Origin of the sequence: Haemophilus influenzae, assembly GCF_001457655.1 — a bacterium.
Classification (GTDB): domain Bacteria; phylum Pseudomonadota; class Gammaproteobacteria; order Enterobacterales; family Pasteurellaceae; genus Haemophilus; species Haemophilus influenzae.
In genome coordinates this window covers 1,177,331-1,190,549 of sequence record NZ_LN831035.1, presented here as the reverse complement: position 1 = coordinate 1,190,549, position 13,219 = coordinate 1,177,331, and the positions used below count along the sequence as shown (strand labels likewise).

The following is a 13,219-nucleotide window of genomic DNA, read 5'->3' as shown; positions in this document are numbered from 1 at the left end:
GCACCTTAGTTAGTTGTTTAGTCCAACTTTTGGGGTGCAGATCAATTCAAGGCTTTTTTATTATATTTCAACATTTTATCTATAAGAAAAACCGAATCCCATAGAGATTCGGCTTTAATTATGTTGTGTTTGAAAATTATTCTTTATGTATTATGACTTACGCTAATTCCGCACGTAATTTTTTGGTTACATCCACCATCACTTTTAATTGGTCGATGGTTTCTGTCCAGCCACGCGTTTTTAAACCGCAGTCTGGGTTTACCCATAAGCGTTCTTTTGGAATTACATTTAATGCTTTACGTAATAAATGTTCCACTTCCGCCGCCGTTGGTACACGAGGGCTGTGAATATCGTAAACACCTGGGCCAATATCATTTGGATATTTGAAATCTGCAAATGCCGTTAATAATTCCATATCTGAACGTGAAGTTTCGATGGTAATCACGTCTGCATCTAATGCCGCAATGGCAGGTAAGATGTCGTTAAACTCGGAATAACACATGTGAGTGTGAATTTGCGTATCATCTTGCACGCCCATTGAGCTTAAACGGAATGCTTCGCCTGCCCATTGTAAGTATGCGTCCCAATCTGCACGTTTAAGCGGTAAACCTTCACGAATGGCTGGTTCGTCAATTTGAATGACTTTAATGCCTGCTGCTTCTAAATCTAACACTTCATCAGATAATGCTACGCCGATTTGTTTACATACGGTTGAACGTGGAATATCGTTACGCACGAATGACCATTGTAAAATAGTCACAGGGCCTGTGAGCATTCCTTTCATTACACGGTTTGTGAGGCTTTGTGCATATTGAGACCAGCGTACTGTCATTGGCTCTGGGCGAGTTACATCACCGTAAATCACTGGTGGTTTTACACAACGTGAACCATAGCTTTGTACCCAACCAAATTTAGTGAATGCGAAACCATCTAATAATTCCCCAAAGTATTCCACCATGTCGTTACGTTCTGCTTCACCGTGAACTAACACATCTAAATCTAATTCTTCTTGGCGACGTACTACATATTCGATCTCTTTTTTCATTGCCGCTTCGTAATCTGCAAGAGATAACTCGCCTTTTTTGAAACTTGCACGTGCGTGACGAATTTCAGTAGTTTGTGGGAATGAACCAATGTTTGTAGTTGGCAGAAGCGGTAAATTTAACCACGCATTTTGCTTAACGATACGTTCTGCAAATGGCGATTTACGTTGATCCGCACCTTTTGGCAAGTTTGCTAAACGTTCTGCCACTTCAGGGCGATGAATTTCTTTTGAGGTTGCACGTGCATCTGCTGCCGCTTGGCTTGCATCTAATGCTGCTTGTACAGACGCTCTGCCATTATTTAACGCTTGTTTTAATACGTTTAATTCTTCTACTTTTTGTAGCGTGAAAGATAACCAGCTGTAAAGTGCGGTATTTTTTTCTTTTAATTGTACTTCCACTTCTAAATCAAATGGGGTATGCAATAATGAACAGCTTGGTGCAATCCATAAACGCTCACCTAATTTTGCTTTTAATGGCTCTAATACATCTAACACTTTGTTTAAGTTTGCACGCCAGATATTACGACCTTCAATCACACCAGCTGATAACACTTTGCTGTAATCTTCAAATGCCGCAAGTTGTTCTGGTGCACGAACTAAATCTAAATGCAAGCCTGCAACAGGTAAGGCTTTTAATAATTCAGCGTGTTCTGCAACTGAACCAAAATAAGTGGCTAATAATAATTTTGCGTTCACTTTGCTTAATTCAGCGTAAACAGATTTATAGGCTTCAACCCATTCTGCTGGTAAATCTAATGCTAATGCAGGTTCATCAATTTGAATCCATTCTGCCCCTTCAGCCACTAATGCATTTAAAATTTCAACATAAACAGGCACTAATTGATTTAATAAATCGAAACGGTTAAATGCTTCGCCTTTTTCTTTACCTAACCATAAGAATGTTAATGGGCCAACAATCACAGGTTTGAAGTTTAAGCCTAAGGCTTTTGCTTCACGGATTTGGTTTACATAATGTGCTGGATTAGCTTTGAAAGCGGTCGATTTTTGGAACTCAGGCACAAGATAGTGATAGTTCGTATCAAACCATTTGGTCATTTCAATTGCGAATTGATCTTTGTTACCACGTGCAAGTTGGAAATATTGATCAAGGGTTAAATTTTGGCTATCAAAACCAAAACGAGCAGGAATTGCCCCTGTTGCCACTTGTAAATCTAAAATATGATCGTAGAACGTGAAATCGCCCACTGCAACGAAATCCGCATTGGCAGCCGCTTGATGTTTCCAGTTTTTTTCACGCAATGCTTTCGCTAAATCTAATAAATCTTGCTCTGCTAATTCTTTACGCCAATAACGTTCTTGTGCAAATTTTAATTCACGTTTTGCCCCTACACGAGGAAAGCCTAAAATATGTGATGTTGTCATAATAACTCCCAATTTAAAGTAATTTTTTTAATCATTTAGACGGCTAAACGTCTATACCAATATAGAATGCTTGATCTTCATTTATTATGCAAACTTATTATTTTCAGGATTTACATTAAATAAATTCATAATCAAGCATTCTTTTATCTATCAAATAACGATGAATCAATTCAGCTAACTTATTTCCTTAAAATTAATCTCGCTTACGACTTAATAACCACCAAATCATTACAATGAAAAGCAAGCTCGGGATCAATGCACCAAAAATAGCAGGAATACCGTAAACTACACTCGTTTGTCCTAAAATTTCATTAACAACATAAAATAAGAATCCTACACAAATCCCAGTAACTATCCTTGCACCTGCAGTCACACTGCGTAGCGAGCCAAAAATAAAAGATAAGGCTAATAACATCATTACGCCAACGGATACAGGCTGGAAAATTTTACGCCAAAACGTGAGTTCAAAACGACTCACATCTTGCCCTGTTTCACGCAGAAATGAAATGTAATGATATAAACCTGAGATAGATAATGATGTCGGACGCAAAGAAACCGCACCTAATTTATCTGGCGTCAAACTAGTTTCCCAAGTTTCTGATAAATGATTCGTTGTGATGATTTCATCTTTCATAATCGTTGAATGATTAACTTGACGCAATGTCCATTTAGCTTCATCTTCAGAATAACTCGCCTGGTTTGCATGTTTTAATTTTATTAAATTATGCTGTTGATCAAAGGTATAAATATAAATATCGTCTAATTTTGTATCATCCGTCACACGCCTAACAAATACAAAATGATGACCATCTTTCGCCCACACACCATTTTTAATTGAAAGTATTGAACCACCAGAAAGAGCCTTAGCGCGCATATCTCGTGCAAATTGTTCTGTTTGTGGAATTCCCCACTCCCCAATAATCATTGTAAATACTACTAATGGTAATGCAGTTTTCATTACCGCTATACCTATTTTAAAGCGAGAAAATCCAGCTGATTGCATAATAACAAGTTCGCTTCTGCTAGCAAGATTACCTAGTGCAATTAATGCCCCAAGCAATGCTGCCATAGGAAAGAAAGTTTCAATATCTTTCGGTATAGTTAAACCAGTAAAAATTACCGCTTGCCAAATATCATAAGTGCCTTTACCTACACTACGAAATTGTTCGACAAATTTAATAATCGCCGACAATCCCACTAAAGTCATTAAAGTAGCAAAAATCGTGCCAAGAATACTTTTTCCAATATAACGATCAAGGGTATTTATCATTTTGCCGATCCTTTCTTACTGAATAAATAGCGAAATTTATACATTATTTCACTGTCCCAGCTATTCAACACCACAGCAAGTAAGAAAAATCCGATATTAACAAGCGGCATTAAAAGTTCAGCCTCTAATTTTCCCGCTGAACCTGCAGATTTAAAAGAGCTTTGTAACAAGAAATAAATTAAATAGAGTAAAAGTGCGGGTAAAATTTTGGCAAATCTACCTTGTCGAGGATTTACGCGACTTAATGGTACAGCAATCAATGCCATTAATGGCACTGCCAAAATTAAGGTAATACGCCAATGCAATTCAGCTTTCGCAGAAGAAGAATCTAAATCGATAAGTTGAGACAATGTTAATTCTGCTACTTCATCATTGGTATTTTCTGCGGATTGATAACCTAAATAGGCGTGATATTCATCAAAATGCGTAATGCGAAAATCTGGCAAAGCGGAGGTTCCTTCAACCCGTTTTGTATTTTTCAAATTTAAGACTTGATCACCATTTGGCAACGCAATTAATTCCCCTTTTTCAGCTGTTATCACTGAAGGTTTTGTTTGTTTTTGAGGTGTCATTTGAAATAAATAAACATTGCGGATTTGATTATCTTTAATCTTATCAATAAATAACACAACGTTATTATTGTTGGTAGAAATAAACTGACCTGAAGACAGCACGCCAACGGTTGGATTAGCCTTTGCATCTTCCACCATATTCACTTGTTTTTGAATTGCCCAAGGCGAAAGCCATAATGCGTTATAAGCGGCAATACCTGCCGTTAATAAAGACATAATCAGTGCCACTTTAACCAAAATCCGTTGCCCCACACCGCACGCGCGCATCACTGTGATTTCACTTTCAGCGTAAAGGCGACCAAAAGTCAGTAAAATCGCAATAAATAAACATAGTGGCAACATCAACTGCGCCATTGTCGGCATTCCTAAGCCTAATAAAGAGAAAACCAAATCAGCTGGCACATTCCCATTTGCCGCCGCACCTAATACACGCACAAACTGCTGACTAAAAAAAATCAATAGCAAAATTAGTAAAATTGCGATTTGGCTTTTGAAAACTTCTTTTATTAAATATCGAATTAAAATCATCTTATTTCGTTTGTTTTTCTAAATCTAAAACGGAGGAAAACTGGATAAAATCGGTCGCATATGATAACTTATTTTCGCTGAATTAAACAGAAATTTAAGGACAACAAATGAAATATCAAGCAAAAAATACCGCACTTTCTCAAGCCACTGATTGCATTGTTTTAGGCATCTATGAAAATAATAAATTTTCAAAAAGTTTTAATGAAATCGATCAATTAACCCAAGGTTATTTAAACGATTTAGTGAAATCAGGTGAGCTCACTGGCAAATTAGCCCAAACCATTTTACTTCGTGATCTTCAAGGTTTATCTGCTAAACGCCTATTAATCGTTGGCTGTGGCAAAAAAGGAGAACTCACAGAGCGTCAATATAAACAAATCATCCAAGCTGTATTAAAGACACTAAAAGAAACCAACACGCGTGAAGTCATTTCTTATTTAACTGAAATTGAATTAAAAGATCGCGATCTTTATTGGAATATCCGCTTTGCCATTGAAACGATTGAACACACCAATTATCAATTTGATCATTTCAAATCTCAAAAAGCAGAAACCTCTGTTTTAGAATCTTTCATCTTTAATACGGATTGTAATCAAGCACAACAAGCTATTTCTCACGCCAATGCCATTAGCTCAGGCATAAAAGCAGCACGTGACATCGCAAATATGCCACCAAATATTTGTAATCCAGCTTATCTTGCTGAGCAAGCAAAAAATTTAGCAGAAAATTCTACCGCACTTTCATTGAAAGTTGTGGATGAAGAAGAAATGGCTAAACTTGGAATGAACGCTTATCTTGCCGTCTCAAAAGGCTCTGAAAACCGTGCTTATATGTCTGTTTTAACATTCAATAATGCGCCAGATAAAAACGCCAAACCCATTGTACTTGTAGGCAAAGGATTAACCTTTGATGCTGGCGGTATTTCACTTAAACCCGCCGCAGATATGGATGAAATGAAATATGATATGTGCGGTGCAGCCTCTGTCTTCGGCACAATGAAAGCCATTGCACAGTTGAACTTACCATTAAACGTTATTGGTGTTTTAGCAGGTTGTGAAAATCTGCCAGATGGCAATGCTTATCGCCCAGGCGATATTCTTACCACTATGAATGGTTTAACTGTAGAAGTTCTTAATACTGATGCAGAAGGTCGATTAGTGCTTTGTGATGCACTTACTTATGTTGAGCGTTTTGAACCTGAGCTTGTTATTGATGTTGCAACCTTGACTGGTGCTTGTGTGGTTGCACTAGGGCAACACAATAGCGGCTTAGTTTCTACAGATAACAATCTTGCCAATGCACTACTCCAAGCCGCAACAGAAACCACTGACAAAGCGTGGCGTTTACCATTAAGCGAAGAATATCAAGAGCAACTTAAATCGCCTTTCGCCGACCTTGCCAACATTGGTGGTCGCTGGGGTGGCGCAATTACAGCGGGTGCATTTTTGTCTAACTTCACGAAAAAATATCGCTGGGCACATTTAGACATCGCAGGCACTGCTTGGTTACAAGGCGCAAATAAAGGTGCAACAGGTCGCCCTGTTTCGCTATTAACCCAATTTTTGATTAATCAAGTTAAATAACCACAAAACTGGCACACGTTGCACCTTTAAATCGATTACTCTGCTAGTTCGGTTTGCTCGTGTGCCATCAGTTCCTGACCCACATCATCAAGCAAACTTAGATAACGTTCATATTGTTTCAACATATCGGCAATCAATTCATCTTGATCCATATATTGAACATCGTAACCGACTCGTCCATCAAAAAAATAAGTGTAAGGCTCGTAAGTAACACTATGCTGAATGTGCGGTAAATTTTCATCGTTAATTAATTGCTCTGACACTTCTCGCCCAACAGATTTAATACCATACATAAAATCTCGCATTGATTCTTTATGAATTACCAATTCCAAAGCTGGCTCTTCTTGTTCAAATAATGTGTTGATTTCTACACTTAAATTATATTTTCCTGTTAATTCTTGACGTAATTCTCGCATAGCGGGTAACGCCGTATTTTTAAGGAAACGTAAAATATCTTTCTCTTGCGTTTGGTTCATCATTTGCTCTAAATGTGATTTCCATTTATCGCCGCTCCAGAAAATACTAGTTGGATTGACTTTAGTAGAAAAATATTTTTTATCCGCAATTAAGCCTTTCCATAAACTAAAACACATTACCAACATCAATAAAGCAAAAGGCAAGGCAACAATTAATGTCATTGTTTGCAAATTAGCAAGTCCACCAGATTGCATTAGCACAATTGCAACAACTGACATCAAAGTGCCCCACATTATGGCTTGCCACGCAGGAGAAGCTAAACTTTTATCTCGAGATGCAATGTTATTTAACACATAAATACCTGAATCCGCTGAAGTGATAAAAAACAATGAAATCACTAATAAGCTCACAAAGCCTGTTATTGTTGGTAAAGGCAGATAATTTAAAAATTTAAATAATAAAATTTCTGGGGAAGAAATAAATTCGCCAAGCCCGCCCGCAGCAATGCCATCATTTAGCCATACTGCTGTATTACCAAAAACAGTAAACCATAAAATACCAAATAAACTTGGAATAACTAATACGCCAAAAATAAATTCACGGATAGTTCGCCCTTTAGAAATACGCGCAATAAATAAACCCACAAACGGAGCCCAAGAACACCACCAAGCCCAATAAAGCACAGTCCATCCGCTAAACCAGCTAGTATGTTCTTGTTCATAAGCATAGGTTTTAAAACTGAGTTGCACTAAATTGCTGAAATAATTACCAATATTGTCGCTAAATGCAGATAAAAGGTATAACGTAGGGCCTGAAATTAAAACAAAAAGAAGTAAACAAAATGCTAAAGTTAAGTTAATTTCACTTAATATTTTCACGCCTTTTCCAATACCAGAAATAGCAGAAAACACCGCTAAACACATCACCACAACAATAACGCCAACTTGTAAGGCAAAGCTGTTCTGACTTATCCAACCTATTTGTTCAAGCCCTGCACCAAGCTGTGATGAACCAAAACCTAATGTAGTAATAATCCCAAATAATGTGGCAAGTAATGCCATAACATCAATCGCATCGCCAATTTTGCCATTAATACGATCTTTTAATAAAGGATAAAAACAAGAGCGCAACGCTAAAGGTAATTTATAACGAAACCCAAAATAAGCTAATGCTAAAGCAATGGTGCCATATACTGCCCACGCGTGAATTCCCCAGTGGAACAAAGTATGAAGTAAAGCCTCTTGTTGTTTATGTTCTGCAGAACCTACTGTAATGTCAGAAAGATAATGGGTTAATGGTTCTGCTACGCCAAAAAACATCAGCCCAACCCCCATTCCAGCGGCAAATAACATCGCAAGCCAAGATAAGAAACTAAATTCAGGTTCTTCTTCATCTTGCCCTAGTTTTATATTGCCAAGACTACTTACTGATAAAATTAATAAAAATCCTAAAAACACTGAAAAAGTGAGTACATAAAACCAACTAAAATTAGCAAAAATACCACTTTTAGCTTGATTCAATAATGCTTGAGTTTGCTCTGGCGCAATAAAAATCATTGCCATCAGTAACAATATAAAAAATAACGTAACGCCAATTACCAAAGGATTAAATGACGTTCGCTTTGTCATAAATTGAGATAAAGACAAACTTTTCCCCTTAACGATTAAATGAATAGATTAAAAATAGATTTAATAAACATTGCCTAGAGGCAAAAATGTGTAATGGAACCACTACAAAGGACAGCACATAGAAGTGCGATTTTGAAGGAAACGTTCAGTAGGAATTGAAGGATTGTTTCCAAAAACTTGTGTATACTAACAAAATACAGTCATTATTTCAAATTAGTGAAAGCTAAACTAAAAAATGCGGTAAAATTTACAAAATAATTTACCGCACAAATATCATTTATTTTAAAGCCATTTCTACAAGGATATTATTGCTTTTAAGCCAATTCTTCTCCCCTCTTTTACAACATTTTCTAACCGCACTTTAAATCCGTGTAATTCCGCAATTCGCATAACAATAGAAAGTCCCAAGCCACTTCCCTTTTCATTTTGCCCAGCTGGACGATAAAAACGCTGTCCAAGTTTTTTCAAATCTTCAGGTTCAACGCCACCACCATTGTCCTCAATAATAATCTGTGAGGATGAAATTTTTACTGAAACGATTGTATCTTCAGGACAATATTTAATAGCATTGTCGAGTAAATTTCTAAGCATCAATGAAACTAAAATTGATTGCCCTTGTTTTTGCTTTGGTTCAGATTCTTTCTCAAAAACCAAGGTAATTTTACGTTTTTCTGCCACAAAATAACGCTCAGAAATTAATGATTGAACAATAGCTTCCCAATCAAGCAGCTGTAGTGTTTCTAAGGCTTGCAAATTATCCAAGCGGGAAAGCGTTAATAATTGTTCAATCAATTGCGAAGCCCGATCAATGCCTTGCGTTAAATGTAAAAGTGCTTGTTCTCGTAACGCTACATCATCGCCAGCTAGTTGCGCAACTTCAGTTTGAATACGCAATGCCGCCAATGGACTACGCAATTCGTGAGCTGCATCAGAAGTAAAACGGCGTTCGCGTTGCAACATAGCTGAAGTGCGGTCAAAAAATTGATTTAAATTTTTTACTAAGGGTAAAATCTCAACGGGTAGCCCCTCCGTATTCAGCAATGACACATCGCCAGATTTTCTCGTTTGTACTTCTTGGCTTAAACGTTTAATCGGTCGAAGTTCTTTATGAATCAACCATCCTAAAACAATGATCAAAATAGGCAAACTGGCAAACCAAATCCACATTTGCCCCAAAATCATTTCTTCAATTAAATCTTCACGGTAATCTAATTCTTGCCCTACTGCGATAACTAATTCTCCATTAGCTGCCATACGCCAAAAAATTCGCCATTTATCGTCATCATCATAAATATTCGCATTATAAAACCCCGTTTTATAATTAAAAATAAAATCTTTTCCATTTCGTCCATCACTGAATAAAAGTTTCCCAGTTTTAGAAAAAATAGCAAAGGCTAAGGCATCATCGTCATAACTTTTTTTTAATACCGACTGTGAATTTTTATTTAGCGTTGTGCTAGATTCCAACAAAATAGTACTTAAATCTGAATTTGCGAGCCGTTCAGCAAAGAGAACTTGTTGTGCATCAAAAACTTTATTCACATCGTGGCGAACTTGCCACCAAGCCACAAGCGTAGAACCCAGCCAAACAAAAAGTGCGGTTAAACAAAGCACAGAAATAAGACGCAACGTAAGGCTTCTATTTTTCATTTTTCAACTTGTCCCAAAGCATATCCAACACCGTGTACCGTGCGAATAAATTGTTTCCCCAATTTTTGGCGTAAATTATAAATATGCACATCCAATGCGCCACTGCTAATTTCCTCATCCCAACTGGATAATTTTTCTTCAATGGATGAGCGAGACAATACGCGATCTTTATTCAGCATAAATAATTCAAGCAATTTATATTCACGGCTTGTTAAAGAAATGGGTTGATTATTCAGCCAAACAGAACGTTGATTCTGATCTAGCTTAACACCAGCCTGTTCTATCACAGAATGATGATATCCATAACGACGACGAATAAGGGCTTGTAAACGTGCGGCGACTTCAGCCAAAGCAAAAGGCTTGCAAAGATAATCATCTGCACCACTTTGTAAACCTTTAACTCGTTCATCTAAAGTATCACGAGCAGTCAAAATTAATACGGGAACATCTTGATGATTAGATCGCCATTGTTGCAATACATCTAATCCATCAAGTTTAGGCAAGGTTAAATCCAATACCACCGCATCATAAGATGCAGAGGTTAAAGCAGCCATTCCTGTTTTTCCATCGGTAAACCAATCCACCGCAAAACCAAGTTTAGTTAAACCAATCTGCAACCCATTGCCGATTAGATTATCGTCTTCTATCAATAAAATTCTCATAAAAAATTGACCGCACTTTATAGACAAAAATAGCGAGCTAACGCCCGCTATCTTCAAAGATAATTATTCTGCTTTTTCAACGCGCAATACATCAAGTTCTGCTTTCTCAAAGGCTTCGTTATCCAATTTTCCATAAATTTTCACTTTATCCTTTGAATCTACGTTTAAACCATTCCAAACGCGTTTTTTGATTTCAATCTTGATTTGCCCTGTCCCATCAGTAAACCAAAATTCATCGTCATCAATTTGTTGTGTAATATTACCCACCAAAGTAATCATTGAATTATCAGCCGCAGATAAAGCTTGTTTTACGCTAATTGCAGCAGGGGCTGTTTGTTGAAAACCACCTTGACTATTATTGCCATTAAAACCAGCAAATGCTGAAGTGGTTGCTAATGCGAAGATTGTTGCTAATGCAAATTTTTTCATAACGTTTCCTTTTTAAGTTAGTTAATTTCAAGCACCATTGCTTGGATGTGTGTATTAAAACAAATAAATCTTAATAAAAGATTAAGAGGACTATACTTTTTTGGTAAGACTTTATCAAGGCAATTTTGCGACCACTGCATAGCCTTCAATTAAGCCGTCCACTTCATAAGAAGCATTTGCAGTAATAAAAGCAACCTCACCTTGTTTCAAAGAAAGTGCGGTCGTTTCTGAGCGTAAATTTAACTGCCCTTTCATTACTAATAAAATACTCGCACTTTGTGCTTTTAAATGATGTGTTTCGCCACATTCATATTGAATATTTTGCAAATCGAAATCTTTTGCTGGCGTGGCGTAAGTAAATATGCGTGCGTCTTGAGGGGCTGTTGGAATAATTTTAGGCTCCACTTCACGGCAATCGACAATTTTAAGCAATTCTGGAATATCGACATATTTAGGCGTTAAACCACCTCGAATTACATTATCTGAACAAGCCATCAGTTCAATATTTTGCCCACGCAAATAAGCGTGTGGAATGCCAGCATCTTGGGAAATTCCCTCGCCTTTTTTGAGATGTACAATATTAAACAAATAGAAACAAATTAAACCTGCATCTAATTTATCTAAAGAAATATTCATCGCATCAATAGTGTAAAGCACCCAATAATCTGGATTAATTAAATCAAGATTGTTAGCCTCATAAGCTGCTTGATTCTCTAACAGAATTGGGGAAAACCATTGGTACAATAGCGTTTGATCTGCCTACATAATATCAGCATAAAAATCAGGTAAATCTTGTTCCTGCAATTTTTTTGCAAGCTTCTATAATATCCGATTTATTTTTAAAACCATGCAACAACCAGAAATCAGATAAAGCAATCATCATTTCAGGTTTATGATTGTTATCTTTATAAGTACGTGTTGATGCTTTTAAATCAATGCCTTTCGCATTTTCTTCCGCAAAACCTATTTCAGCTTGCGTTTTTGTTGGATGAAGTTGAATGGAAAGAGGTTGGGCGACATCAAGAATTTTTAATAAATACGGTAATTCATCAGCAGGAATATTCAGTAATTCTGGAATATATTGATGCCCTCCCCATACGTAATTTTGGAGTGAGCCTGTAAGTTTATAAATCATTATTTATTTCTATTTTAACTAGCGTAACCGTGGGTAAGTATACCCACGGCTAGTTATAGTCGTTCCTCTTTGAGGAATCTCACACTACCCCAACGGGGTAGCCTTAAAATTAGCCTAGGATATACCTACCCTAGGCAATTTGTCTTCCCCTAGATTATTTATTTAACCGCAGGTAAGTATACCCACGGTTAGTTATAGTAGCTCCTCTTTGAGGAATCTCACACTACCCCAACGGGGTAGTATTGAGATTAACCTAGGGTATACCTACCCTAGGCAATTTGTCTTCCCCTAGATTATTTATTTAACCGCAGGTAACTATAATAAATAAAAAATCCGCACAAAGGCGGACTTTTTTTTATCGTAAACAAATTATTTCTTTAAGGCTAATACTACTGATTCTCCAGCCACTACTTCGCCTGATTTTTTTACGATACAAGAAATTTCATCCATATTTGAAATTACGATTGGTGTTAAGACAGATTTTGCTTTTGATTCTAATAAAGGAAGATCAAATTCAATCACGGTATCACCACGCTTAATAGATTGACCTTCTTGTGCAATACGAGTAAAGCCTTCGCCTTTCAACTCAACAGTATCAATACCAAAGTGTACAAATAATTCTACGCCTTCTTTTGATTCCATTGAAAAAGCGTGATTGGTTTCAAAAATTTTACCAATCACACCATCCACTGGCGCAACGATTTTGTTACCAATAGGACGAACAGCAATACCATCGCCAACGATTTTTTCAGAGAAAACCACATCAGGAACATCTTCAATATTAACGATCTCGCCAGAGATCGGTGCATAAATTTCAACTTCCACAGATTTGTTTTCTTTTGAACCAAATAACTTGTCAAATAAGCCCATTTTAATCTCCTATCCATTCAAGATGGATGCTATTTTAACGTAAAATC

The 13,219-nt window shown here is 36.9% G+C and carries 9 protein-coding genes and 1 pseudogene; 1 reads left to right on the top strand and 9 read right to left on the bottom strand.

The features are described 5' to 3' along the window. Nucleotides 1–157 precede the first annotated feature (157 nt). The 3 genes from metE to lptF all read right to left on the bottom strand — a co-directional run bounded on the left by metE (nucleotide 158) and on the right by lptF (nucleotide 4,798). The gene (gene metE / locus AT683_RS05965) at nucleotides 158–2,428 is read right to left on the bottom strand and encodes a 5-methyltetrahydropteroyltriglutamate--homocysteine S-methyltransferase (RefSeq protein ID WP_005688028.1); all 2,271 of its coding nucleotides are present in this window, start codon (nucleotides 2,426–2,428) and stop codon (nucleotides 158–160) included. Between the two features lie 193 nt (nucleotides 2,429–2,621). Continuing rightward, on the bottom strand, nucleotides 2,622–3,698 hold the full coding sequence (lptG, locus tag AT683_RS05960; RefSeq protein ID WP_005658244.1) for an LPS export ABC transporter permease LptG: 1,077 nt from the start codon (nucleotides 3,696–3,698) through the stop codon (nucleotides 2,622–2,624). After that, the gene (gene lptF, locus AT683_RS05955) at nucleotides 3,695–4,798 is read right to left on the bottom strand and encodes an LPS export ABC transporter permease LptF (protein ID WP_005658246.1); all 1,104 of its coding nucleotides are present in this window, start codon (nucleotides 4,796–4,798) and stop codon (nucleotides 3,695–3,697) included. Before lptF ends, lptG begins: the two co-directional genes overlap by 4 nt. A gap of 107 nt (nucleotides 4,799–4,905) precedes the next feature. On the opposite strand from lptF, the gene AT683_RS05950 reads away from it, so the two are divergent. Next, the gene (locus AT683_RS05950; protein ID WP_005658248.1) at nucleotides 4,906–6,381 is read left to right on the top strand and encodes a leucyl aminopeptidase; all 1,476 of its coding nucleotides are present in this window, start codon (nucleotides 4,906–4,908) and stop codon (nucleotides 6,379–6,381) included. Between the two features lie 35 nt (nucleotides 6,382–6,416). Here AT683_RS05950 and AT683_RS05945 read toward each other — a convergent pair whose 3' ends face one another. From AT683_RS05945 to crr, 6 genes and pseudogenes are all read right to left on the bottom strand, one after another. Further along, the gene (locus AT683_RS05945) at nucleotides 6,417–8,444 is read right to left on the bottom strand and encodes a BCCT family transporter (protein WP_005658251.1); all 2,028 of its coding nucleotides are present in this window, start codon (nucleotides 8,442–8,444) and stop codon (nucleotides 6,417–6,419) included. A gap of 276 nt (nucleotides 8,445–8,720) precedes the next feature. Next, complete coding sequence (qseC, locus tag AT683_RS05940) at nucleotides 8,721–10,076, bottom strand: quorum sensing histidine kinase QseC (protein WP_005658253.1); 1,356 nt, start codon at nucleotides 10,074–10,076, stop codon at nucleotides 8,721–8,723. Next, nucleotides 10,073–10,738, bottom strand: coding sequence for a response regulator (locus AT683_RS05935; protein ID WP_044365010.1), 666 nt, complete (start codon nucleotides 10,736–10,738; stop codon nucleotides 10,073–10,075). Before AT683_RS05935 ends, qseC begins: the two co-directional genes overlap by 4 nt. 63 nt (nucleotides 10,739–10,801) lie before the next feature. Beyond that, entirely contained in the window at nucleotides 10,802–11,167 is a 366-nt protein-coding gene (locus AT683_RS05930; RefSeq protein WP_005688032.1) for a YgiW/YdeI family stress tolerance OB fold protein, read from the bottom strand. 114 nt (nucleotides 11,168–11,281) lie between these two features. Further along, nucleotides 11,282–12,302 (bottom strand): annotated as a pseudogene (manA, locus tag AT683_RS05925) (mannose-6-phosphate isomerase, class I). Between the two features lie 369 nt (nucleotides 12,303–12,671). Further along, a complete protein-coding gene (gene crr, locus AT683_RS05920) occupies nucleotides 12,672–13,172 on the bottom strand; it encodes a PTS glucose transporter subunit IIA (protein ID WP_011272759.1) in 501 nt (166 codons plus the stop codon). Nucleotides 13,173–13,219: the final 47 nt, after the last annotated feature.

Bases quoted from the DNA above. Each gene is read 5' to 3' on its own strand.
- metE (WP_005688028.1), bottom strand. From the start codon at position 2,428: ATGACAACATCACATATTTTAGGCTTTCCTCGTGTAGGGGCAAAACGT.
- crr (WP_011272759.1), bottom strand. From the start codon at position 13,172: ATGGGCTTATTTGACAAGTTATTTGGTTCAAAAGAAAACAAATCTGTG.
- AT683_RS05930 (WP_005688032.1), bottom strand. From the start codon at position 11,167: ATGAAAAAATTTGCATTAGCAACAATCTTCGCATTAGCAACCACTTCA.
- qseC (WP_005658253.1), bottom strand. From the start codon at position 10,076: ATGAAAAATAGAAGCCTTACGTTGCGTCTTATTTCTGTGCTTTGTTTA.
- lptF (WP_005658246.1), bottom strand. From the start codon at position 4,798: ATGATTTTAATTCGATATTTAATAAAAGAAGTTTTCAAAAGCCAAATC.
- lptG (WP_005658244.1), bottom strand. From the start codon at position 3,698: ATGATAAATACCCTTGATCGTTATATTGGAAAAAGTATTCTTGGCACG.
- AT683_RS05935 (WP_044365010.1), bottom strand. From the start codon at position 10,738: ATGAGAATTTTATTGATAGAAGACGATAATCTAATCGGCAATGGGTTG.
- AT683_RS05950 (WP_005658248.1), top strand. From the start codon at position 4,906: ATGAAATATCAAGCAAAAAATACCGCACTTTCTCAAGCCACTGATTGC.